Genomic DNA, 22,525 nt, shown 5'->3' with positions numbered 1-22,525 from the left:
TTTCCGTGTCTTCCCAGTTCTCCGGCGTCATCCCGCCCGTCGTTACGCCCCGCCACGCGGACGGCAGCATCGACACCGCATCACTGCAGAACCTCACCAAGCACCTGCTCGACGGCGGTGTGTCCGGACTTTTCGTCCTGGGCTCCTCCGCGGAGGTGCCCTACATGACCAACGCCGAGCGCGAGCTGGTGGTCAGCACCATCGCCACGGCCAACGCCTCTGCTGGTGCTAAATCAGTGCCCCTCATCGTGGGCGCCAACGAGCAGACCACCAACCGCGTCATCGAGGAAGCCAAACGCGTCATCGACCTCGGGGCCGACGCCATCGTGGTCACCTCCATGTACTACGCCATCGGCAACGCAGCAGAGACCGAGACCCACTTCCGCAACATCCGCGCAGCCGTCGACACCCCGATCTTCGCCTACGACGTCCCGGTCCGCACCCACTTCAAGCTCCCCACGGACCTGCTGGTCCGCCTCGGGCGCGAAGGCGTCATCGCCGGCGTCAAGGACTCCTCCGGCGACGACGTCTCCTTCCGCCAGCTGCTGCTCGCAGCCAGGGACATCGAGAACTTCGACATCTTCACCGGCCACGAAGTAGTTGTCGACGGGGCCCTCCTCGGCGGCGCACAGGGCGTGGTACCCGGCCTGGGAAACGTGGACCCCCGCGGCTACCGCAACCTCGTTGATGCCGCCGGAGCCGGAGACTGGGCCAAGGCCGCCGCCGAACAGGACCGCCTGGCCGACCTCTTCGAGATCGTCTACACCCCCAAGGGACGCGTCTCCGGCGGAGCAGCCGGCCTCGGCGCTTTCAAGACCGCCCTGCAGATCATGGGCATCATCGAATCCAACACCATGAGCGTCCCCATGCCCGCGCTTAACGAAGAGGAAACCACCGCGATCAAGGTCATCCTCGAACGCAACAGCCTGGTCTAGGGGCGGGCGCTGAAGCTGATGCACGCCATTGGTGTTGACCTCGGTGGCACTAAGACTGCTGCCGGGGTGGTCTCAGGCACGGGTGAACTGCTGTTTTCCGAGACCATTCCCACCCTCAATCGTGATGGCGGCGAGGCAATTCTCAACGCCACTGCCGTCCTGGTTGCTGGACTCATTGGACGTGCTGCTGCTGCCGGAATCGTCGTCGACCATGTCGGCATCGGTTCCGCCGGCGTCATTGATGCCCGTAAAGGCGAAGTGGTTTCAGCAACCGATGCGCTCCTCGGCTGGGCCGGAATAGCCCTCACAGCCGGCCTGGCAGCACGGCTGGACCTGCCGCCGTCGTCCGTTCAGGCAGTAAACGACGTCCACGCCCACGCGCTTGGCGAGGCATGGACCGGTGCTGCAGCCGGGACCACAAGTTCACTCCTGGTGGCCTTCGGCACCGGCGTCGGCGGAAGCTATGTTCTTGACGGCACACCGGTTCTGGGGCACCGCCACGTGGGGGGACACGTTGGCCATTTTGCCTCGCCCTACGCCTTCCACAACGGCCAGCCGCTGCCGTGTGTCTGCGGCGGAGCAGGGCATGTTGAAGCCATCGCCTCCGGACCCGCCGTCCCGGAAGCCTACCGGCGGTTGGGTGGGGAGGCGGCTTCACCGGACGCCCGCAGTGTCTTCGCCCTCGCCGCTAATGGCGACGCCATCGCCATCCAGACCATCAACGTCGCCGCCGCCGCGGCCGGGCAAGCGGTGGGCGGGCTGGCCAACATCCTGGACCCCGAAGTTGTTGTGGTCTCCGGCGGACTCTCCGATGCAGGAGCGCCGTGGTGGCGGCCCATGGAACGGGCCGCCCGGGCCGAACTCCTCCCAGCCCTTGCCGGCATTCGAGTGCTGCCTGCCTCCCTTGGCAACGCCGCCGCCATCGTGGGCGCCGCCCGCCTCGTCCTCACTCCAGCAACGATTTTCCAAAGGAACTGACCATGATTCTCTCCCCCGATGGCCTTGAATCCTTGCGGGGCAGGCTCATCGTGTCCTGCCAGGCCTACCCGGGTGAGCCTATGCGCGATCCCCGCACCACCGCACAGGTCGCGGCGTCCGCAGTCATCGGCGGCGCCGCTGCTGTCCGGGTGCAGGGCCTGGCGGACGTCCAACATACCCGTGCGGCAGTGGAGGTCCCGGTCATCGGGCTCTGGAAGGACGGGCACGACGGCGTCTTCATCACCCCCACCCTCCGGCACGCGCTCGCAGTAGCCAACGCTGGCGCCCACATCGTGGCCGTCGACGGCACCCGCCGCGCACGCCCGGATCGCCTCACCCTCGCCCAGACAGTGGCCGGAATCCACAAAGAATCCCACGCTCTGGTCATGGCCGACTGCGGCTCACTCGAGGACGCAGCGGCCGCCGTCGAGGCCGGCGCAGATCTTATTGGGACTACACTGGCCGGCTACTCCGGCGAACGACCCAAAACCCAAGGCCCCGACCTTGAACTGCTGGAACACATCGCGGCGGCCGGATTTGGAGTGCCTCTGATCGCGGAGGGCCGGCTGCATACCCCTGCCCAGGCAAGGCAGGCACTTGATGCCGGGGCCTTCGCCGTGGTGGTAGGAACTGCCATCACACACCCGGCCACCATCACGGGCTGGTTCGCGGACGCCCTGAAATGAACTCCCAGACGCCCGCCACATTCCTGCTGTCCGGCACCATCGTCACCGACGGAACAGTCCTTGAGGACGGGGTGGTCGCGTTACAGGGGAATGCATAGCGTATGCCGGCCCCAGGACAGGCTTCGATCCCCGCTCCCTTCCAGGGCTGGAGGAAGTGGAACTGCCGTCCGGAACCCTGCTCCTGCCCGGCCTGGTGGACCTGCACTGCCACGGCGCGGCAGGCGGGGACTTCCCCGGCGGTGATCTCCCCTCAGCCCGCTCCGCCGAGGACTTCCTCCACGCCAGCGGCACCACAACACTCCTGGCGAGCCTGGTAACGGCTCCCCGCGAGGACCTGCTGCGCGTTGCCGAAACCCTGCGCATTCTCTCTGAGGAGGGACTGGTCGCCGGAATCCATGCCGAAGGCCCGTTCCTTTCCCAAGCGCGGTGCGGCGCCCAGGATCCGCGGGTCCTCCTCGAACCCGACCTTCACCTGCTCCGGGACCTCGTCGAGAGCTCGGGCGGGTACCTGCGCACCATGACCTATGCTCCCGAACTGCCCGGCGCCGCAGCTTTGGTGAAATCAATGGTTGATTTGGGCGTCACGCCGTCCCTGGGACACACCAACGCCGATGCCCCGACGACGGCGACCTTCCTCACGCAGGCAGCGAACCTGCTCGCCTCCGCGCTGGGCAGCAACGCCCGACCCACGGTCACCCACCTGTTCAACGGCATGCCATCGCTGCACCACCGCGACCCCGGGCCCGTAGCGGCCTGCTTGCGAATGGCGGCAGCATGTACGGCGCCGTCGAACTTGTTGCCGACGGCGTCCACCTGCACCCGGACACCGTACGCATGGTCTTCGCACTCGTTGGCGGGGAGAACGTCATTCTGGTGACCGACTCCATGGCCGCGACGGGACTGCCGGACGGCGACTACGACCTTGGCGCGGCAGGAGTGAAAGTCCACAATGGCGAGGCCAGGCTACGCAGCAATGGCGCCCTCGCGGGCGGAACTGCGACACTGCTGGAGGTTGCACGGCGGACGGTCGAAGCAGGGGTGGACGCGGCCAGCGCCGTGGTGTCAGCCACGGCCGTTCCGGCAAGGATCCTTGGCCTCCAGCAAGAAGTAGGAAGCCTCCGCTCAGGGCTGAGGGCGGACATCCCGGCGTTGCCGTACTGCATCATGTAAACCTGGCGGTGGACCGCGACTTCCGCCCATTCAGGGTGTTCCGTCGCGGCCTGTCACTCCCCCGGCCGGCCGCAGCCATCACGGCTGCCCCCGCGCCTGCTTCTTAAGGCCTCTGCCCCCTGGTTCAGGCGCTCGGTTCAGGCGCTCGGGGTCGCGAGCCGGACGGCCACCTGTCCGAGGTCGGCACCAAGGAGGGCAGCCGCGGCTTCATCTGCCACCACGGTCACATGCGGGTGCAGTTGCAGGACCGAAGCGGGACACTCAGGTGACACCGGCCCGTGCAGCGCTGCAGCGAGAACTTCAGCCTTATCGGCCCCGTTGGCCACCATCAGCAGGTGCCTGGCCTCACGAATGGTGCCGAGGCCCTGGGTGATGCACTGGGTTGGCACGTCGTCAACAGACCGGAAGTAGCGCGCGTTGGCCTTGCGGGTCCGCTCGGCCAAAAATTCCACGCGGGTCCGGGAATCCAGCGATGAGCCAGGTTCATTGAAGGCAATATGGCCGTTGTGGCCGATCCCCAGAATCTGCACGTCCACGCCCCCGGCGGCGCGGATGGCGGCGTCATACAGGGCTGCTGCGTGGTGAGGATCTTCGGCGCCGCCGTCGGGAACGGAAACAAGGGCGGGGTCCAGACCCAGCCGTTCGGTCACTTCACGGCGGACCACCTCGGCGTAGCTTTGCGGGTGCCCAGCCGGCAGGCCAACGTACTCATCGAGGGCAAACGCTTGGACGCCGGACATGTCCAAAGTGTGCTCGGCCAGCGCCGCGTAGACGGGCAACGGGGAGCTGCCCGTAGCGACACCAAGGACCAGGTCAGGCTTGCTCCGGATGACGGCGGCAAGAATTCCGGCGGCAACAGCTCCGGTACCCGAGGCGTCGGGCACAACAAAAATCTCCATGGCAAAAGGGGGCTCTCTCGTACGGTGTGTCACTTCCGCCAATCCTGGCGGCGAACTATGGGACGGGAAACTCAGCGTGAGGCAAAGGGGCAGCTGCGTTTTCCGCGCCCCTCGGCGCACATCAGGCTGACGCGACGTCCTTCAACTTGCGGCGGATACCGTCGAAGTGGCGCTGAAGGCGCTCAGAAGCCAAAGCTTTGTCCCTGTTTGCCACTGCGTCGTAGATGTCCCAATGCATCTGGACCTGTTCTTCAAGGTTGACCGGCCCGGAGCCCAATGCCTCATGAATCTGGCGGTAGACCTGCCAGAAGACGTCCATAAGGTTGATAAGCAGCTCGTTGTTCAGGGGCGCGTAAAGACGGCGGTGGAATTCCGCGTCGTGCTGTACGAGGAGCTCACCCTTGCCGGCGGCGTCCTGCATCGCTTCCATGGTGGTACGCAAATCAGCCAGATGCTCGTCGGTCAAGAGGTCGATCGCGGATCCTATAAGGCCGGACTCAAGAGCCTGCCGCACATCGATAAGCTCCATCGCTTCCTCGCCCTTATGGCGGAGCGAGAGCCTCCCTCGGAAGGTCAGCCCGGACACGAGTGCGCTGAAATTGTTCGGGGCAACGAACATGCCGAACCCGTGGCGGATCTCAATGACGCCCAGAGCCTGCAGGACTTTCAGGGATTCCCGGACAGTATTACGCCCCACACCCAGTTCAGTGGACAACTCACTCTCAGTGGGAAGGGCGTCGCCAACATCCAGGCCACGCTCCAGGATGAGCTCCATGATCCGAGTCTGCAAGGCCTGGGAGCGGATTTGCGCGCTGAATCTGGCTGGCGAAACCGAGGCGGGTGCTACTGTCACGTCATCTCCTTTGGCCGCCCTCCGGTGGTGGCCTTCGTCTAAACTAATGGTACAGGAGATGGGACATCCTCTGTCCTGTTTCGCCAGTCTTATTTTCAGAATCCTACAATCCGCGTTCACCGGCAGGTGGGATTCCCCCAGACCCAGATGATGGAGAGCCAGTATGCCTACCGTTGACATGCCCCTGGAGCAGTTGCGCACTTATACGTCCGCAGCGACTGAGCCGGAGGACTTTGATGCGTTCTGGGATGCAACCCTCGCTGAGGCCCGCGCCATCCCTTTGATGCCGGAGGCCACGCCCGTTGACAATCTACTGCCACTCGTCGACAGCTTCGATGTTTCCTTTGCCGGTTACGGCGGAGACCGGATCCGGGGTTGGCTCCACCTTCCGGCATACCGGTCCCCCGGCCACCGCCTGTCGGCAGTTGTGCAGTACATCGGCTACTCAGGCGGCCGCGGTTTGGTCCAGCAGGACACCACATGGGCTCAGGCGGGCTACGCCCACTTCATTATGGACACGCGAGGCCAAGGCTACGGCGGGATCTCCGGCGGCACGGCAGACCCGCACCCCTCAGCGGGAGATGTGGCATACCCGGGCCTCATGACACGCGGCCTGACCTCAAAGGAGGACTACTACTACCGCCGGCTGTACGTGGACGCATTCAGGGCGGCTGAGACGGTCCAAAGCTTTCCGGAGGTGGACGCAAACAACGTCATCCTTGCCGGGATAAGCCAGGGCGGAGGCCTGGCCCTGGCAGCCGGCGGGCTTGCTGCCGGAAGACTGGACGGCATTCGCGCTGTTCTTGCGGACGTACCCTTCCTTCAGGACTTTCCACGGGCAATTGATCTGGCACAACGGGGGCCCTATCCCGAAATCGCAGCGTTCCTCTCCCGGCACCGGGAACGTTACGAGCACGCGTTAGAGGTCCTGAACTACTTCGACGGTGTCCACCTTGCTCGAAGGGCGACGGCCCCAGCACTGTTTTCCGTCGCACTGCTCGATGACGTCTGCCCGCCGTCCACCGTCTTCGCTTCCTACAACAGCTACGGAACTGGGAACCCACGGCAGTCGGGACAAGGGTCCACCAAATCCATCGATATCTACCATGTCAACGGCCACGAGGGAGGACAGGAACACCACTGGGTCCGTCAGCTCGTGTACTTGAACGAAAATCCTCGCCCGCTAGCAGGTCGATACCCATCTCAAACACACGCTGTCTTACCCCGAATGGCGTGTCAGGACCACCGCTATTGCGGGACCAAGACGGAGGAACAACTATCGGCGTTAAGTACAGCAATAATGCGAGAACCTCGGGTGGACGTTTTGCGCGGTTCGGGCTCCGACGAGGCGCGAGGACAGGTCCTGCATCGCCGAGGACCCGGTGCCGGTGCCGGTCGAAGGACAATGTCCACACACCAATTACCGTGCCGACAAAACGTGCTCACTCGACCAGTTTCGGCCAGCGATTCAACAGGTTCACACGTATAGAGCAGAGGCGCCTAACCATTTGAGGATGCAGCATCGGCTTCGGCAGATGCTTCAAGGGTGTTGCTCAAGTCGTCGACCGCAGGCATCGCGATAACGGCGACAACCGTCAGTACGGCGCTGACCAGCACGGCCACGAAGACAGCAGTAGTCGCAGACACAATTGTGTGGGGGTCAGAATCGCCGCCGGGGACGCCGGCATATATCGAGTTAGCTACTGCCCCGAAAACGGCGACGCCGATGGAGCTTCCAATCGAACGGGCGAAGAGATTAGTACCCGTGACTACGCCGCGCTCATTCCATTCGACGCTTGACTGGGCGGCAATGAGGATCGGGGTCGCTACCAGCCCCAGTCCCAATCCGACGACGAAACAACACGCCGCCACAACCGGAACGTTGGGGGAAGAAGCCGTGAGCGTAAGGACCGATGTACCGATGACAGCGACCATGACACCAATCAGTGCCGTCCTCCGATAACCAATCCGGAAATAGAACCGGCCAGCCTGTGAAGCACTGATCGGCCAGCCGATCGTCAATGCCGCCAGGGCGAGCCCGGCCAGAACCGGGGAGGTCGAGAGGGATCCCAAGAGGAACGTGGGCACGTAGGAAGTAAGGCCGAACATGATTGCACCAATGCCGAAAGAGATCAGCGACGTCGTGGCCAGCAGACGCCGGGACACTACCCACGGCGGCAGCACCGGCTCTGCTGCCCTCCTCTCGACGAGAATGAACACCGCGAACAAGAGTGCCCCGACTCCAAACACGGAGATGCTGGCGACGGAGTTCCAGGCCCATGCCAGACCTCCCTCGAGAGCCCCGAGGATCAGCAGGCTAAGGGAAATAGTTAGCAGTAGCGCCCCCAAGTAGTCCACCCGATGCTTGGCGCGCTCGATACGTTCGTGGAACGCTCGGATCAGCATCCACCCAGCCAAGAGGCAGAGTGGGATGTTCAGAAGGAAGATCCCACGCCAGATACCGAGCGACGCGAACAAGCCTCCTAATGTTGGGCCAATGACTGAGGAAAGGGCCCACACGCTGGCAAGGTAGCCTTGCACCTTGGCCCGTTCAGTCGCCGTGTAGATATCGCCAACGATGGTCATTGCCATCGGCAGGACTGCTCCCGCGCCCAAGCCCTGCAGCACGCGGAATGCAATGAGGGTTGGCATGCTCCACGCCACTCCGCAGAGGATCGAACCGAGCAGGAAAAGACCGATGCCGCTAAGGATGATCGGCTTGCGCCCTACGATGTCCGAGAGCTTCGCATAGACGGGCACGGAGACAGCCTGCGCCAACAAATAGGCCGAGAAAAGCCAGGGAAAAGAACTGAAGCCGCCAACGTCGTGCACGATCGAAGGTACAGCCGTCGCAACAATCGTCGAATCAATTGCCACCAGGCCTGACGAGACCATTAAGGCAATAAGAATGGGGCCCCGTCGGGACCGAAACCCGACTCCGTCGGCAGTTGCTGTGGTCACTTAATTTCGTTCCATCCGTCAATTTTGTTGCTCTTGCACCTGAGCATGGCGGGGTATCGCAGAACGCACTGCGTAGGCATCAGGTATTAGGTATTAGGAACTTTATTCTGATCAATCCCAGAACCGAGCGCTGCTTTGATGGCAGTGCGATGGGTGTCCCGCCAAGCCTCGTTCTTATTAAGGCTAAAAGCGACTCGCACTGGCCGTTCATAGCCATTCCCGCCAACAGCACCCGAATAGGCGCCATTTTGTGGCCAGCGTCCGCTTCTGGTCGAGGCTCTGCCCGCTGCCAGCGGGAGCGGGAGTGGGCAGAGCCGGCGACAGTTGAGTGACGGTTATTGCGTGAGGTCTCGTCCCTTGGTTTCCGTCAGGAAGAACACACAGGCGGCGGTGATGAGCCCGGCAATCACGAGATAGAGCGCGACCGAAAAGGAAGTCCGTGTTGCTGCGTAGAGGGCGGTTGCGATCAGGGGTGAGAATCCACCGCCCAGGGTCTGGCCGAGCTGGTAGCCCATCGATGCGCCGCTGTAACGAAATTTGGTGGCAAAGAGCTCACTGATCAGTGAGGCAAGCGGGCCGTAAATCATTCCGCATAGGATAAGTGCAACTGCCATCGCCAGCGTGATGAGTATGGAGTTCTTCGTGCCGATCAGCGCGAACATCGGAAATGACCAGACGGCAAAAGCAATTCCACCTGTGAGTATTACCGGCCGTCGACCTACCCGGTCAGAGATCGCTGAGCTCACCCAGTCGCTGAGGCCATAGAAGACGAAAGCGATGGTTAGCGCAATAAGACCCACACCCGCGTCAAGCTTGAGGTTGTTGGTGATGTAGCTCAATAACCAGGTCACTACGCCATAGGTGAGCGTGCCGAATCCGAAACTGATTCCCGCCGCGAGGAGAAGCTCCTTTGGGTTGGCCTTTATCACTTCGAGAATGGGCTTACGGGTGATCTTTCCCTGCGTCTCGGCGTTCTTGTATACCGGGGTCTCTTTGAGCCGAAGCCGAATGATGAGGCCAGTCACGACGAGGATGATCGACGCAAGGAAAGGGACCCGCCAGCCCCACGCTTCGAACGTCTCCGCTGGCATGAAACTCAGAGCGAAGAGCACACCTGTTGAAAGCAGCCCGCCTACCGCTGACGATGCCGGGATGAATCCGGTATAAAAGCCCCGCTTTTCCCGGGGAGCCGTCTCACTGACCATCAGAATGGCGCCACCGTATTCTCCGCCAAACGAGAAGCCCTGCACGAACCGCAGGGTGACGAGAAATAGCGGTGCCCAGATCCCAACAACAGCATAGGTCGGAAGAAGTCCCATGGCGGTCGTTGAAATCCCGGCGATGAGCAGCATGGCAACCAGGACGCCCTTACGACCGCGGAGGTCACCGACATGCCCCGCCACCAGGCTACCGAGCGGGCGGGCAATGAAACCGACGGAATAGGTCCCGAACGCGGCAAGCAGGGCGACAGTCGGATCGAAGGTCGGAAAAAACAGCTTGCCGAAGACCAGGGCGGCAACTGATCCGTAAAGCACAAAGTCGTATTGCTCGATGATGTTGCCGACGACGCTGCCGGCGACAGTGCGGCGCAGCAGCTTCTTCTGGTCTGGCCCGAACTCCTTGGTTTCGGCGGGTTGGACGCTGGGCACGTCCTGTTCCGCCTTTGATCCAGTAGTCAGCAGGGCCTGCGACTTCATTGTCCGCATGTGTTCTCCTGGGTGTTTCCGCCGGCACCAAAGGCGACCGGGTTACAGGTGGAATCCGCCAGACGCTCTTCTTCGTGCGGCCGGGTCGGTACGTCGACGCTAGTTCGATTCACACCGCGCGTCAAGAAAAACTTTCGTCTGTCTCACTAAACTTTCATATTGTGATACTTCGTGACCTTGTGGCCATTTATGCATTGCCACTAGTGATAGTGCCCATGCAGTTCCCCAGCGAAGGAATACCAGGCGTATTGGAGGACTGGCAAAGCGGTCAGGTGTTCCGGCACGCACGCTGCTGTGCTACGAAGAGCAGGGCTTGGTGGCTTGCATGAGCGCGCGCGGATGTCCCAGAAATCGATTTTCTGATCCACAACCGTGATGCGCTCACTCGCTACATCGAAGCCCTCGACACGGCCGCTGGCCCCTCGCAGAAACTCTGCGCGGGTTAGGACCAGCCGATCTGCGGCACGGGCTCGGCCCGGGATTGCAGTAGGGCCAGGTCTCCCTAGGGCATCCAGAGCCGCAGTGGGGATTGTGATTCGTACGCTTTTCCCTGCGGAAAGGACACGAGTTCGAATTGCATTCCCCACGGCGCCAGGAAGTAGACCCAACGCTGGCCTTTGCTGGCTCCTGAACTTGAGGTCGGTTCCCCAAGCACCTGGATCCCGTGGTTTTTGAGATAGTCGACAGCTACGTCGAGGTCCTCGACATAGAAGGCGATGTGATGACCGCCAATGTCACTGTTGCGGGGCTGTTCCCGCCGTTGATCCGGGGAGGAGTAGTTGAAGACCTCAAAATTTGCCCCGTTGAAGCAGCGGTAGAAGCGTATCTCCGCCAGTGTCGCCTCCGGGTGGACATTAAGCTTTGTCCGCATCAACTCGGGGTCCTGCGGGTACGGCCCCAGCGAGTAGACATGCTGGCACCCTATGACGTTGACGAAGAATTCGTGAGCTTGCTCCATATCGGGCACTGTGAACCCGATGTGATCCGTTCCACGGATACCCGGCAGCCCGCGCCGTTCCTTGAGGGCGATGTCTTGCTGTTCGACGTCCTGGTTCATGTGGTTCTCCACCAACTATTTCTAGCGATCGAATATTTCAGGGTGATCAAGCAGGGCCATGCGTGTTTTGCGGACATGCATGGCCAGCAATTCCTCAGCAGAGCGGGTGTCACGACGGCGGATGGCCGCCACAAGGAGCCTGTGCTCCAAATGTGTGTCGTCGAGTCCCTCGGGACCGATCAGCTGCACGTACGCGCGCCGGTAATGCTGGGTGGTGTTCCAGAGCCTCTCGACTATCTCCAGCAAGGTCGGCATGCCCGCATCTTGAAAGCTCAACAGGTGGAATTCACGGTCCAGTTCGACGAAGTCCTCCACCACCTGGCAGTTCTCCATCTCGCCGGCCAGCTGAGTGAGCCGATCCAAGGTTTCAATGCTGACGCTGTCGATGGCCTGGCCCAGCGCGAGCGGCTCAAGCCGTTCTCTGATCAGATACGTCTCCTGGCACTCAGCGAGGTTCATGGAACTGACCCAGGCCCCGGATGAGGCGACCAGTGTGACGAGTCCGTGCGATTCAAGGATTCGCAAGGCTTCACGGATCGGCAATCTGCTGACGCCGAACTCTTCTGCGATCTGCTCCTGTCGGATCCTCGTGCCGGGCGCGAGGTCCCCGTCGAGGATCCTTTGACTTAGTTCGTCTGCGATGCGCTGGCTTGCGGCGCCCGATTTCTTCAACAGAACAGCTTGGGTGGACATACCTAAAGCATAAGGACTCCGACCCAATGGATCCATTCCGGGATTTTTGGCGCGTAAATACGGGCTCCACTCCTTGCATTGGATCCAATCATCCACTTATGGTGGGACGAACGCAAAAGCGATGCACGTACGCCCCATGGGAGCCAAAGATGTCAACCACAACGCCCTTGACCTACTCGACAGAGTGCACACAGTTACACACAACCCGCGAAGACTGGGACGCAGCAGCTCCCGAATTGCTCGAATCCATGCTGGTTCAGATGCACACCATCCGCATTTTTGAGGAAGTTGTCCTGCAGCTGGCGGCAGAGGGCCTGGTACACGGCCCCGCCCACTCCAGCATTGGCCAGGAGGGAGCAGCGGTGGGATCCGTTTTGGCGCTGCGGGGAGCCGACGGCGTCAATGGCACCCACCGGGGCCATCACCAATTCCTGGCAAAGGGTCTTGCCTATCTGTCCCCGAACGGTATGTCGATCATCGACGGGATAAAAAACGACCAGGTCACGGAATTCATCCGACGGACGATGTCAGAGATTTTGGGGCTCAAGGCCGGTTTCAGCGGCGGCAGGGGCGGCTCAATGCACCTGCAGTGGCTTGAGGCCGGAGCTTTGGGCACAAACGCGATCGTGGGTGGCGGAGTGCCGCTTGCCGCGGGCAATGCGTGGGCCCAGCGCCATGACGCAGAGATCCAGGACGACGGCGGGCAGGCATCTGGGATGGGGGTCACCGTGACCTATTTTGGTGACGGCGCCTCGAATATCGGGTCAACGCTTGAGACCATGAACCTGGCCGCTGCCTGGCGCCTGCCGCTGTGCTTCTACATCGAAAACAATCTCTACGCTGTCTCGACCCATGTTTCGGACGTAACCGGGGAACCTCGCCTGGCGGCTCGTGGCCCCGGCTTCGGCATCAGGTCCTGGCGCGTGGACGGCATGGATCCCCTCGCGGTCTACATTGCCCAGAAGGCAGCCGTGGATCACATGCGCGCCGGCAAGGGGGCAACCCTCATCGAGGCGGAAACCTACCGCTACTTCCACCAGAACGGCCCCTTCCCCGGCAGCGCCTTCGGCTACCGGACCAAGGAAGAGGAGAAGCAGTGGCGTGACCGTGACCCGCTGGCCAAACTGGCGGCGGAGATGACCCGGCGCGGACTCCTCACCGACGAACAACTGAACGATCTCACCTCGCACATCACGGAGCAAATCATCCGAATTGTTGATGAGATCACGGAGAAGGACCCGGAAAGCGCTAAAGGCGCCCGCCGGATCCGCCCCACTCTTTGGCCGGATCCCGCCGCCGTGGATACCGATATCAGGAGCGAACCGGCATTGACCGGCACAGCATCTGGCGAAGAAGTCGAAGAGGGCACCGTGGAGCGCCGCTTCGTGGATGCCATTGCAGATGTCCTCGATCGCCGAATGGACCTGGACCCGGGCGTGCTGGTCCTCGGCGAAGATGTGCACCGGCTCAAAGGCGGCACCAACGGGGCGACCCGGGGCCTTAAAGATGCTTATCCCGACCGGGTGCTGGGCACTCCGATCAGCGAGAACGCCTTCGCAGGCCTGGCAGGCGGCCTGTCCATGACAGGGCGCTATAAGCCCGTCGTGGAGTTCATGTATTCGGACTTCCTGTGGGTTGCCGCTGACCAGATTTTCAACCAGATTGGCAAGGCCCGGCACATGTTCGGCGGGCAGTCCTCCATGCCTGTGGTGCTTCGCTCCAAGGTGGCAATGGGAGCCGGCTATGGCTCCCAGCATTCCATGGACCCGGCAGGCATCTTTGCCAACAACCCGGGCTGGCGCATCGTAGCGCCGTCAACACCGCACGACTATATCGGGCTGATGAACACAGCTTTGGAACTCCAGGACCCGGTGCTCGTTCTTGAACACGTCGACCTCTACGGGACCAAGGGAAGCATTCCCGAAGGGAATCTTGATTACCAGTTGCCTGTCGGCAAAGCTGCCGTACGGCGAGCGGGCGAAGGCGTCACCGTACTGAGCTACCTGAACATGGTGGACGTTTCACTGCAGGCGGCTGAGCAACGCCCGGATCTGGACCCGGAAATTATCGATCTGCGGTGGCTCGACCGGGCCTCGCTGGACTGGGACACCATCGGCGCCTCGATCCAGAAAACCAATAACGTCCTGATCGTCGAGCAGGGTGCCCGAGGCACCTCATATGGCGGCTGGCTCTCGGATGAGATCCAGCGCAGATTCTTCGACTACCTTGACCAGCCCATCCAAAGGGTAACGGGGAAGGAAGCCGCGCCGAGCATCTCGAAGGTTCTTGAGGCTGCCGCCAACGCCGATCTCGACGACGTCCTTGCCGGCTTCGACGAAGTAGCCCGCAACCTCGGCCGTTCCTGAACCCGATCCATCGAAGGACATTCATCATGGCAACCATCATCACTATGCCGGCCGTCGTCGCAGACGCCACCGAGGCAGCACTCCAGGACTGGCTCGTAAAAATAGGTGACACCATCGCCGCCGGACAGCCCATCGCCGAAATTGAGACTGAAAAGGCCACTGTTGAACTGCAGGCTGAGTTTCCCGGCACTATCGGAAGGCTGTTAATACAGCCGGGAACTTCCGTAGGTGTCGGTGAGCCCATTGCTGTGCTCGTAGAAGCGGGGGAAGACGACGCGTCCGTAGACAAGCAGATCGCCTCCGCGGGCGGCGCCTCCCACAGCCTTGCCGAGCACCCCGTGCCCGAGGACACTGAAGCACCAACAACGCGGCGGGATACGCGGCCTGCGGCTCCGGACGCGACCCAGGAACCGTCCCGCAATGCTCAGGGACGTGACTCGCGCATATTCGGGTCACCCCTTGCTCGAAAGCTTGCAAAAGAACTGGGCGTCGACCTCTCAGCCTTGGCAGGCTCCGGACCCAATGGCAGGATCCTGCGCGGAGATGTTGAAATGGCCCGCCGGCAGCAGGCAGCCACCCCCGAGCCAACTCCACAGCCGCAAGAAACTGTCGTGTTGTCCCCAGCGGAAGCGCAGCAGGCGCCAAGGGTGCAAAACTTCCAGGACGTACCGCTCTCAGGCATGCGGAAGGCCATCGCACGGCGGCTGACCGAGTCGAAGACCACCGTTCCCCATTTCTACGTCTCCATTGACGTCGAAATGGACGCACTCCTGGCTTTACGCAAGCAAATTAACCAGGACTCACTCCCTGCGGGGCAGAAGGCAACCGTCAATGATCTTGTCCTCAAAGCCCTGGGAGGTGCGCTTGTGGACGTGCCAGCCGCAAACGCTTCCTGGCAAGGAGACGCCATCCGCCGGTATTCCACTGTGGATGTCGCCGTGGCAATCGCAACCACAGACGGGCTGCTGACGCCGGTGGTCCGCGGCCTGGAAAGCCTCTCCCTCAGCTCCCTGGGGAGAACCATGGGCGACTACAAAGAACGTGCGGCCGCGGGCCGGATCCGGCAACAGGAACTCGAGGGCGGGTCCTTTAGCTTGACGAACCTGGGGATGTACGGGACACGGGAGTTCTCCGCAATTCTCAACCCGCCCCAAGCCGGGATCCTGGCCGTGGGGGCGGCCGAGCAACGTCCGGTGGTGCGCGACGGCCAGCTGGCAGTTGCCACGGTGATGAGTTGCACCCTCTCCGCAGACCACCGTGTAATCGACGGTGCGGTGGCAGCACAATTGCTGGCCGCCTTCAAAGCGCGCATCGAGAACCCGCTCAGCATCCTCCTGTAATCGCATCCCCCACTGAACTTGTTGCGCAAAGACGCGGCATCCAGCGAAAAGGCCTATATTTCATGACACAAGTAACGGCAGAGCAAGACGAATTGCCAGGGGACCTGCTGCAGGTATCCCGTAAGTCCGCCGGGCACGTCATTGTTGATACGCTCGCCTCCCACGGCATCAAGCGGGCCCATGTGGTGCCGGGTGAGAGCTTCCTCGACGTTCTTGACGGACTCCACGACTCGTCCATCGAAACCATCGTGTGCCGTCATGAAGGTGGCGCCACATACATGGCCGAGGCTGACGGCAAGATGAACCAGCTGCCGGGAATCGCGATGGTTACCCGTGGGCCCGGCGCGGCCAATGCCCATGTTGGCCTGCACACCGCCTGGCAGGACTCCACCCCCATGGTTCTGTTCGTGGGGCTGATTCCCTTTGCCCACAGGGACCGCGAGGCATTCCAGGAGTTCGACATCAAAGCCTGGTTCGATACCGGCGCCAAGCGCGTGATGGTCCTCGACCACGCAGAACGTGCCTCGGAAATCGTCGCCGAAGCCCTCTTCGCGGCGATGAGCGGACGGCCAGGTCCCGTCGTCGTTGGCCTGCCGGAAGACGTTATCCGCCGGCAGATCCCCGCCGAACTCCATCCGCCGATCCCGGTCGCCACCGGTGGCATGACCACTGTGGACGCGGCCGCGCTGGCCGATGCCCTGGCGGCGTCCAGCAAGCCGTTGTTTGTCACCGGCGGAAACGATTGGACCCAGGAAGGCGCCGACCAGCTGACGCGCTGGCTGGAAAAGCACCATATTCCTGCAGCGGCCGAATGGGAGACGGCGAATTCCTCATGAATGGGCAGGAACTGGCCACCGCGGCCCAGTATGGCGCCACTCCCCTGGTCATCGTGATGGACAACCAGGAATACGGGACAATCCGCACGCATCAAGAGCGCCATTACCCCGAACGTGTTTCGGGCACCCAATTGAAAAACCCTGAGTTCGCGCTCATGGCAGAGGCCTTTGGGGGCTTCGGCGTCAAGGTGGAACGCGATGCTGACATTCCTGCCGCTATCACAGCGTCGCTGAGAGCCATCGAGGAGGACCGCGTCTTCGCGCTCATCCATCTGGTGGTTGAGCAGCGGGTCAAAGCCTACTAGCCCTCCCCCACAACCAGCATCGGCCTCGTATTTGAGCCTGTCGAAACCCGTATAACCCTTAAGGACTTCCCTTTATGACTGTCTCCACAATGTCCCCTGCCGTTTCACCCGAGCGGGAGGCTTCCCTTCTTGCTTCCGTCCCGACCGGCCTGTTGATTGGCGGGCAGTGGCGGGAGGCGTCCGACGGCGGCACGTTCGACGTGCACGATCCCGCTACCGGGGAGGTCCTCGCCACCCTCGCTTCCGCCACAAGCGATGACGCGATTGCAGCGTTGGATGCCGCCGACGCCGTGCAGGCGTCGTGGGCGCGCACCGCGCCACGGGTGCGGGCCGAGATCCTGCGCCGGGCTTTTGACCTGGTCACCGAACGGGCCGAGGACTTCGCCCTGCTCATGACCCTGGAAATGGGCAAACCCTTGGCCGAAGCCCGCGGCGAAGTCACCTACGGGGCAGAGTTCCTGCGCTGGTTCTCCGAGGAAACCGTCCGCGACTACGGCCGCTACCTCACCACCCCCGAAGGCAAAAACAAGATCCTGGTCCAGCACAAACCTATCGGTCCATGCCTGCTCATCACGCCGTGGAACTTCCCGCTCGCGATGGCCACCCGCAAAGTCGCTCCCGCCGTCGCGGCCGGGTGCACCATGGTCCTCAAACCCGCCAAACTCACCCCGCTGACGGCGCAGTACTTCGCGCAGACCATGCTCGACGCCGGGCTGCCCGCCGGCGTCCTCAACGTCGTCACATCCTCCTCCGCTTCGGGAATTTCCGGGCCGCTGTTGAAGGACTCCCGGCTCCGGAAGGTGAGCTTCACCGGCTCCACCCCGGTCGGCAAGCGGCTGATGGCCGACGCCGCGCAGAACGTGCTCCGCACCTCGATGGAACTCGGCGGGAACGCCCCCTTCATCGTCTTCGAGGACGCGGACCTCGACAAGGCCGTCGAAGGGGCCATGGCCGCGAAGATGCGGAACATGGGCGAAGCCTGCACCGCCGCCAACCGCTTCCTCGTCCACGAATCAGTGGCACAGGAGTTCACCGCCAAGTTCGCCGCGGCGATGGGCGCGCTGGCCACCGGCCGCGGCACCAACCCCGCCGCCCAGGTGGGCCCGCTGATCGACGCCGGCGCCAGGGACGACGTGCACGCACTGGTGAGTGCCGCCGTCGACGCCGGAGCAACAGCCGTCACCGGCGGCGCACCCGTGGATGGTCCCGGCTACTTCTACCAGCCCACGGTCCTTGGAGGCGTGCCCAACGATGCTGCGATCCTGGGCCAGGAAATCTTCGGACCCGTCGCCCCCGTCACCACCTTCACAACGGAGGAGGACGCCATCCGCCTGGCCAACGCCAGCGAATATGGCCTGGCGTCCTACCTGTACAGCAGCGACTTCAACCGGCTCCTGCGCGTGGCCGAACAGATCGAATTCGGCATGGTCGGCTTCAACGCCGGCGTCATCTCCAACGCCGCAGCACCCTTCGGCGGCGTTAAGCAATCCGGCCTCGGCCGCGAAGGCGGCTCAGAAGGCATCGCCGAATACACCACCACCCAATACATCGGCATCGCAGACCCCTACGCGAACTAGCCCCGCACAACAGCCAAAGCGCCTGCCGGCCCAGTAGAGGGTCGGCAGGCGCTTTTAGGTGGTTCAGGAAAGCCAGCTGGGCAGGTGCAGGGCTACCGCGAGAATTCGGTCGGCGGGCTGTCGACCCAGTCCTTGTAGATCGGGTCCTCGGGATGCCAGGCTCCCCAGTGCGAGACCCGAGGGACACCCACGATGTCCCAGTCCGTGTTGACGGGCCGGACGTCGATCCAGTCCCAGATGCAGGTGCGGTGAAGGATTTTCCACACGCCGTCGCGCTTTTCGCACAAGTCGCGGTAGCGGCCGGCCTGGAACATTGTTACTTCGGGGTCCTTGAACGGGACCACGCAGATGAACGTGCTTTCGCGCTTGGCCCGGTTTCCGTCGATCTCGGACAGGACGTTGGAGATGTGGTGGCTGCAGCTGTGGATCTTGTCGTGCCAGGTCATGGCTGCATCAGCCCACTCCTGGCCGTTTCCGACATAGCCGCCGTGATCATCGAATGAATCAGGCCAATATGTGGATTTCATCAGCTCGCGGTCGTGCCGGTCCGCGCCCCTCGCGTACAACATGAGGTTGTCGTGGAGGGCTTGCTTGTCATACAACTCGGTCAGTTGAGCATCTGTGAGCGACATATATCCAGACTTTCTACTTCAAACACCAGGCAGCTTCCTTGCTGCCCTCGCTGGTACCAACGCTAAAAGCAGGAGTCGCTGGACAGGTAGCTACTAGGGCGCCATGCAGTTTAAAAACCACGTCAGGCGCGTTAAAACCACGTCAGGCGCGGTATCGAGGCGACCTCCGTCGGCTCCGGGCCAGGCCCGCATACGCCGCTGGCCTTAGTGCCGCCGTCAAGGCGTGCCACTAAGGCCAGCAGGCGTGAAAGGGTTCTTAGAAGGTGCGCGCGGCAACGCGCACCGGTTCGGCCCGCTGCAGTGCTTCGGTTAGCCGTTCAGCGGGCACAGTGCCGGCGGGAGCTTCGAGCATGCGGTCGTCCGGGGTTGCGGGGTCCGCCAGGTAAAGCCTGGTGTAGGCAGCGGCTTCCGGCTCGAAACGCCAGCTCTCCCCCAACGTACCGGCGTCCACTGCATCGAAACCCAGCTGATCGATGAGGGCCATGACCTTCGCCTTTGCAGAGACATCATTGCCAGCCACAGGAAGGGCGGTACGATCTGGCGCGCCGGAGGGGCGTGCCAGCTGGGGGATGTGGTGAGCCAGGATGTTGTTGAAGGCCTTCGTCAGGCCGGCTCCCTGGAAATGCCGCAGGACCAGCTCGCTCGTCGTCAGCCTTTCCTCGTCGAGCTCAGACACCCTTCCATCCCGGAACGGGTAGTAGTTGGTGGTATCGAGTACAGCCTTCCCTTCAAAGAGGGATGTAGGAATGGCGGTATGCGCCGTCAGAGGCACGGAGAGTACAACAACGTCTCCGGCCGCCGCGGACTGTTCGATGGTGCCGGCGGAAGCCAGGGGTCCCAACTCGGAGACGAAGCTGGCGAGTGTCTCCGGGCCGCGGGAATTGGACAGCACTACAGAGATGCCGGCATTGACGGCCAGACGGGCGATGGCAGCACCAATGTTCCCGGTGCCAATGATTCCAAGGGTGGGCATATGTGTTTCCTCAGTTGGGATTCGTGGATGGGGCGGGAACCTGAACGGTACGTCCCCTTGATGGCACGCACTGGATGGCGGCCTTGGGATTAAACGTAGCCTATGTTCGCATAAACGTAAACATAGGAGCCGATAGACTGGGCACATGGCCAGCCGAACCTCCACCCCCCTGACCCACCCTGACGTCAGCGAACTGGACTTGTTCCGACTGATGGCCGCAATGACTGACCCGGTGCGGCTGGCGATCGTCATTCGCCTGGCTGGCAGCAGCGGGGACATCCCCTGCACGGACTTTGCCCTTCCGGTAACAAAGTCCGCCGGAACGCGACACTTCCGGGTACTGCGCGAGGCAGGCGTGATCCACCAGTACGACGTCGGTGTCCGGCGCATGAGCCGGCTGCGCAGCGATGACCTCGAAGCCCGCTTCCCCGGCCTGCTGAACCTGATCCTCCAGGAGGCGGCCCACTTCAACCGCGATGATCGTCAGGCCTCCTGACGTGGAGCAGCACCCAAGCTCCACCCCGAAGTTGCCCCAGGTTCAAGTGCCGGAATGCCCGGGACATGACCGGTTGCATCAAGCACGTTATCCAGCCAAGCCACCCGGTTACTGAAGCGCTTGGTTTTGTGCGGAGAAGTCCAACGGTAGGCGTCGTTTTCCCAGTTGATCTTCAGCCGCCGGCGGGACGTGAAGGCAGTGAAAGTATGAATGAGCCACGGATTCCCAACATCGTCGGCCACCACCACGTCCGGCCCCGGCAGGAGTCCCAGGATATCTTTGGTTTGCAGACCGGCTTCTTCAAACAACTCTTCAAGGGTCTGCTGTTCAGGCGTGGCACCGGCTTCCATATAACCGGTAATGCAGTGCCACAGGCCACTGTCGTGGCCAAGATTCCCGCTCCGTCTGAACAGTGCAATCTTGTCCCGCCACTGGATGACGGCCGCTATCACGGTCCGGTCCGCAGGAATGTCATGCACAGCACGAGGGGGAAACCCGACGCCGGGCATCGCATCAATGGCGCTCATATGTTCCTTCCACAGCAACCGCACAGTCCGCTAAACGACGTCGATCGACTGAGCGTTGACGAGCTCGCGGAACTTGGCGCCGTGCCAAATAAGCGGCTCATTTTCGCCGACTCCGAGCTTCTTCACCTCGAGCAGCGCCATCCAGTGATCGCCGGCCTCCGAAACCTCATGGATCGAGCACTCAAGCCACAACGCCGCCTCTTCTATGAATACGGCCCCGTCCTCGCCGATGTCGATGGCCACCTGCTCAAAGCGTGCAGCGCGGTCTTTGCCTGCGAGCTTGCGGGTCAGATGCCCCTGCCCCTTGCCAAAGATCGAAACCCCAAGTGAAGCAGCATCCTTGATCTGCTCCCATGTCTCCGACGACTTCTGCACAGCTACCGCGACGAGGCACGGTTCAAGCGACACCCCAACCATGAACGATGACGCGACGAGCGCATGCTTCTCATCGCCCGATTCGACCGCCAGCACTGCAACTCCGGACGGAAATTGCGCAAACGTGCTCCTCACCAGCGAAGGGTCGTTGCCGAATGCACTGACCTTCGGCCGAGTCATAAATTTTTGGGTCATGAGTTTTATTCCTTTCGGTGCCCGTGTGGGAGCGATCGGTCTTTGACCATTCCCGGGCCGAATACGTCTGGGCAGTTAGGCGGCTGTCTGGCCGCCATCGATAGGCAGTGCGACGCCGGTGATGTACGAAGACTGCTCACTGGCGAGGAACAGGACGGCATTGGCTACTTCTTCTGCGGTTCCGACGCGACGTGCCGGAACCATGTTGATGAGATAGTCAGCGGCGGCAGGGTTTTCCGCCAGAGCTTCTTCCATCATTGGAGTCCTTATGGGGCCAGGGCAGATGGAGTTTGCGCGGATATTCTGCTCCGCGTATTCGAGGGCGATGGTGCGGGTCAGCCCGAGGAGGCCGGTCTTGGCTGCGCTGTAACCGCCGTAGAGAGGCGTCCCCATCAAGGCTGCCGCCGAGGCCACGTTGACGATCGATCCCCCGCCCTGCTCGAGCATGGCGGGAATTGCATACTTCATCGTGAGGAAAGCGCCCCGGAGATTTACGTTAATCATCTTGTCGAAGTCCGACTCCAGCGCCTCATGGTGCTGCACCATGGGAGCATTTGCCCCTGCAATATTGCAAAGAATGTCGAGGCCACCGAACTCGCTAATTGCCAGATCAACCATTGCTTTCGCGTCTCCAGCTTTTGAAATGTCAGCTTGGATCGGCACCGTGCGGTCTCCGAGCTCCACAGCCGTTTTCTCCTGGGCCCCCGAGAAGTCCGCCAAGACGATGTTTGCGCCCTGTTGATGAAACAGGCGGGCAGTTGCCAAACCCATGCCTGAGCCGGCACCGGTGACTATTGCGGTCTTGCCTTCGAGTACGTTGCTCATTGTTATTCCTTCACGTCCGGGGAAGCTCACGGGATCTCCTTTGATCTCAGTGCGTAGCCTTCTTGCTGATTTCGCCCACAATCAACGCTAAGAGCGGGTGGGGCTGCACCGGGATGGCCATCGGCGCCAACAACGAATGA

Annotated in this window: 20 protein-coding genes and 2 pseudogenes; 11 read left to right on the top strand and 11 right to left on the bottom strand. The window is 62.1% G+C overall.

All coding sequences use genetic code 11. From position 1 onward, the window contains the following. Positions 1 to 5: 5 nt before the first annotated feature. From G6R19_RS06060 to G6R19_RS20580, 5 genes are all read left to right on the top strand, one after another. Positions 6 to 935 carry a dihydrodipicolinate synthase family protein gene (locus tag G6R19_RS06060; protein ID WP_163163330.1) on the top strand — a complete coding sequence of 310 codons (930 nt, stop codon included), beginning with the start codon at positions 6 to 8 and terminating at the stop codon, positions 933 to 935. 18 nt (positions 936 to 953) lie between these two features. Further along, the gene (locus G6R19_RS06055) at positions 954 to 1,913 is read left to right on the top strand and encodes an ROK family protein (protein ID WP_205484263.1); all 960 of its coding nucleotides are present in this window, start codon (positions 954 to 956) and stop codon (positions 1,911 to 1,913) included. 2 nt (positions 1,914 to 1,915) lie between these two features. After that, positions 1,916 to 2,599 (top strand): N-acetylmannosamine-6-phosphate 2-epimerase, encoded by a 684-nt coding sequence (locus tag G6R19_RS06050; RefSeq protein ID WP_163163328.1) that lies wholly within the window; start codon positions 1,916 to 1,918, stop codon positions 2,597 to 2,599. Positions 2,600 to 2,753: 154 nt separating this feature from the next. Continuing rightward, entirely contained in the window at positions 2,754 to 3,476 is a 723-nt protein-coding gene (locus G6R19_RS20585; RefSeq protein WP_346010075.1) for a hypothetical protein, read from the top strand. After that, positions 3,434 to 3,769: an amidohydrolase family protein gene (locus tag G6R19_RS20580; RefSeq protein ID WP_346010074.1), complete on the top strand. Its 336-nt coding sequence runs from the start codon at positions 3,434 to 3,436 to the stop codon at positions 3,767 to 3,769. Before G6R19_RS20585 ends, G6R19_RS20580 begins: the two co-directional genes overlap by 43 nt. Positions 3,770 to 3,906: 137 nt before the next feature. On the opposite strand, the gene G6R19_RS06040 is transcribed toward G6R19_RS20580, so the two are convergent. Beyond that, the gene (locus G6R19_RS06040; protein WP_163163326.1) at positions 3,907 to 4,668 is read right to left on the bottom strand and encodes a glucosamine-6-phosphate deaminase; all 762 of its coding nucleotides are present in this window, start codon (positions 4,666 to 4,668) and stop codon (positions 3,907 to 3,909) included. Positions 4,669 to 4,789: 121 nt separating this feature from the next. Further along, entirely contained in the window at positions 4,790 to 5,521 is a 732-nt protein-coding gene (locus G6R19_RS06035; RefSeq protein WP_163163324.1) for a FadR/GntR family transcriptional regulator, read from the bottom strand. Positions 5,522 to 5,684: 163 nt separating this feature from the next. Here G6R19_RS06035 and G6R19_RS06030 point away from each other — a divergent pair. Next, positions 5,685 to 6,686 (top strand): annotated as a pseudogene (locus G6R19_RS06030) (acetylxylan esterase); the annotation flags it as partial. A 335-nt stretch (positions 6,687 to 7,021) separates the two neighbouring features. On the opposite strand, the gene G6R19_RS06025 reads toward G6R19_RS06030, so the two are convergent. The 4 genes from G6R19_RS06025 to G6R19_RS06010 form a co-directional block, all read right to left on the bottom strand. Next, the gene (locus G6R19_RS06025; protein ID WP_163163320.1) at positions 7,022 to 8,482 is read right to left on the bottom strand and encodes an MFS transporter; all 1,461 of its coding nucleotides are present in this window, start codon (positions 8,480 to 8,482) and stop codon (positions 7,022 to 7,024) included. A gap of 335 nt (positions 8,483 to 8,817) precedes the next feature. Beyond that, entirely contained in the window at positions 8,818 to 10,188 is a 1,371-nt protein-coding gene (locus G6R19_RS06020) for an MFS transporter (RefSeq protein WP_205484261.1), read from the bottom strand. A gap of 502 nt (positions 10,189 to 10,690) precedes the next feature. Continuing rightward, positions 10,691 to 11,245: a VOC family protein gene (locus G6R19_RS06015; RefSeq protein ID WP_163163318.1), complete on the bottom strand. Its 555-nt coding sequence runs from the start codon at positions 11,243 to 11,245 to the stop codon at positions 10,691 to 10,693. Between the two features lie 21 nt (positions 11,246 to 11,266). Then, positions 11,267 to 11,938 carry a GntR family transcriptional regulator gene (locus G6R19_RS06010; protein WP_163163316.1) on the bottom strand — a complete coding sequence of 224 codons (672 nt, stop codon included), beginning with the start codon at positions 11,936 to 11,938 and terminating at the stop codon, positions 11,267 to 11,269. 149 nt (positions 11,939 to 12,087) lie between these two features. Here G6R19_RS06010 and G6R19_RS06005 point away from each other — a divergent pair, with 149 nt between their 5' ends. From G6R19_RS06005 to G6R19_RS05990, 4 genes and pseudogenes are all read left to right on the top strand, one after another. Then, on the top strand, positions 12,088 to 14,304 hold the full coding sequence (locus G6R19_RS06005; protein ID WP_163163314.1) for an alpha-ketoacid dehydrogenase subunit alpha/beta: 2,217 nt from the start codon (positions 12,088 to 12,090) through the stop codon (positions 14,302 to 14,304). Between the two features lie 26 nt (positions 14,305 to 14,330). Continuing rightward, positions 14,331 to 15,644: a dihydrolipoamide acetyltransferase family protein gene (locus G6R19_RS06000; protein ID WP_163163313.1), complete on the top strand. Its 1,314-nt coding sequence runs from the start codon at positions 14,331 to 14,333 to the stop codon at positions 15,642 to 15,644. A gap of 62 nt (positions 15,645 to 15,706) precedes the next feature. Next, positions 15,707 to 16,785, top strand: a pseudogene (locus G6R19_RS05995) (thiamine pyrophosphate-binding protein). A gap of 74 nt (positions 16,786 to 16,859) precedes the next feature. Next, positions 16,860 to 18,362 (top strand): NAD-dependent succinate-semialdehyde dehydrogenase, encoded by a 1,503-nt coding sequence (locus G6R19_RS05990; RefSeq protein ID WP_163163311.1) that lies wholly within the window; start codon positions 16,860 to 16,862, stop codon positions 18,360 to 18,362. Positions 18,363 to 18,454: 92 nt separating this feature from the next. Here G6R19_RS05990 and G6R19_RS05985 read toward each other — a convergent pair whose 3' ends face one another. Together G6R19_RS05985 and G6R19_RS05980 are read right to left on the bottom strand one after the other, a co-directional pair. Further along, positions 18,455 to 18,994: a nuclear transport factor 2 family protein gene (locus G6R19_RS05985; protein WP_104187896.1), complete on the bottom strand. Its 540-nt coding sequence runs from the start codon at positions 18,992 to 18,994 to the stop codon at positions 18,455 to 18,457. A 256-nt stretch (positions 18,995 to 19,250) separates the two neighbouring features. Further along, on the bottom strand, positions 19,251 to 20,114 hold the full coding sequence (locus G6R19_RS05980; protein WP_163163309.1) for an NADPH-dependent F420 reductase: 864 nt from the start codon (positions 20,112 to 20,114) through the stop codon (positions 19,251 to 19,253). On the opposite strand from G6R19_RS05980, the gene G6R19_RS05975 reads away from it, so the two are divergent. Then, on the top strand, positions 20,113 to 20,463 hold the full coding sequence (locus G6R19_RS05975; protein ID WP_163163307.1) for a helix-turn-helix domain-containing protein: 351 nt from the start codon (positions 20,113 to 20,115) through the stop codon (positions 20,461 to 20,463). The genes G6R19_RS05980 and G6R19_RS05975 overlap by 2 nt on opposite strands. On the opposite strand, the gene G6R19_RS05970 is transcribed toward G6R19_RS05975, so the two are convergent. The 3 genes from G6R19_RS05970 to G6R19_RS05960 all read right to left on the bottom strand — a co-directional run bounded on the left by G6R19_RS05970 (position 20,451) and on the right by G6R19_RS05960 (position 22,385). Further along, the gene (locus tag G6R19_RS05970; RefSeq protein WP_163163305.1) at positions 20,451 to 20,990 is read right to left on the bottom strand and encodes an NUDIX domain-containing protein; all 540 of its coding nucleotides are present in this window, start codon (positions 20,988 to 20,990) and stop codon (positions 20,451 to 20,453) included. The genes G6R19_RS05975 and G6R19_RS05970 overlap by 13 nt on opposite strands. A gap of 30 nt (positions 20,991 to 21,020) precedes the next feature. Beyond that, a complete protein-coding gene (locus G6R19_RS05965; RefSeq protein ID WP_163163303.1) occupies positions 21,021 to 21,560 on the bottom strand; it encodes a flavin reductase family protein in 540 nt (179 codons plus the stop codon). A gap of 75 nt (positions 21,561 to 21,635) precedes the next feature. Beyond that, positions 21,636 to 22,385: an SDR family NAD(P)-dependent oxidoreductase gene (locus G6R19_RS05960; protein ID WP_104187883.1), complete on the bottom strand. Its 750-nt coding sequence runs from the start codon at positions 22,383 to 22,385 to the stop codon at positions 21,636 to 21,638. Positions 22,386 to 22,525 lie beyond the last annotated feature (140 nt).

The sequence above is a fragment of the Arthrobacter sp. Alg241-R88 genome (assembly GCF_900537115.1).
Taxonomy (GTDB): Bacteria; Actinomycetota; Actinomycetes; order Actinomycetales; family Micrococcaceae; genus Arthrobacter.
The sequence above is the reverse complement of the archived record's forward strand: the minus strand, read 5'-3'. Positions and strand labels throughout refer to the sequence as shown.

Bases quoted from the DNA above. Each gene is read 5' to 3' on its own strand.
- G6R19_RS06055 (WP_205484263.1), top strand. From the start codon at position 954: ATGCACGCCATTGGTGTTGACCTCGGTGGCACTAAGACTGCTGCCGGG.
- G6R19_RS06050 (WP_163163328.1), top strand. From the start codon at position 1,916: ATGATTCTCTCCCCCGATGGCCTTGAATCCTTGCGGGGCAGGCTCATC.
- G6R19_RS20580 (WP_346010074.1), top strand. From the start codon at position 3,434: ATGGTCTTCGCACTCGTTGGCGGGGAGAACGTCATTCTGGTGACCGAC.
- G6R19_RS06040 (WP_163163326.1), bottom strand. From the start codon at position 4,668: ATGGAGATTTTTGTTGTGCCCGACGCCTCGGGTACCGGAGCTGTTGCC.
- G6R19_RS06020 (WP_205484261.1), bottom strand. From the start codon at position 10,188: ATGCGGACAATGAAGTCGCAGGCCCTGCTGACTACTGGATCAAAGGCG.
- G6R19_RS06015 (WP_163163318.1), bottom strand. From the start codon at position 11,245: ATGAACCAGGACGTCGAACAGCAAGACATCGCCCTCAAGGAACGGCGC.
- G6R19_RS06010 (WP_163163316.1), bottom strand. From the start codon at position 11,938: ATGTCCACCCAAGCTGTTCTGTTGAAGAAATCGGGCGCCGCAAGCCAG.
- G6R19_RS06005 (WP_163163314.1), top strand. From the start codon at position 12,088: ATGTCAACCACAACGCCCTTGACCTACTCGACAGAGTGCACACAGTTA.
- G6R19_RS06000 (WP_163163313.1), top strand. From the start codon at position 14,331: ATGGCAACCATCATCACTATGCCGGCCGTCGTCGCAGACGCCACCGAG.
- G6R19_RS05990 (WP_163163311.1), top strand. From the start codon at position 16,860: ATGACTGTCTCCACAATGTCCCCTGCCGTTTCACCCGAGCGGGAGGCT.
- G6R19_RS05985 (WP_104187896.1), bottom strand. From the start codon at position 18,994: ATGTCGCTCACAGATGCTCAACTGACCGAGTTGTATGACAAGCAAGCC.
- G6R19_RS05975 (WP_163163307.1), top strand. From the start codon at position 20,113: ATGGCCAGCCGAACCTCCACCCCCCTGACCCACCCTGACGTCAGCGAA.
- G6R19_RS05980 (WP_163163309.1), bottom strand. From the start codon at position 20,114: ATGTGCCCAGTCTATCGGCTCCTATGTTTACGTTTATGCGAACATAGG.
- G6R19_RS05970 (WP_163163305.1), bottom strand. From the start codon at position 20,990: ATGAGCGCCATTGATGCGATGCCCGGCGTCGGGTTTCCCCCTCGTGCT.
- G6R19_RS05965 (WP_163163303.1), bottom strand. From the start codon at position 21,560: ATGACCCAAAAATTTATGACTCGGCCGAAGGTCAGTGCATTCGGCAAC.
- G6R19_RS05960 (WP_104187883.1), bottom strand. From the start codon at position 22,385: ATGAGCAACGTACTCGAAGGCAAGACCGCAATAGTCACCGGTGCCGGC.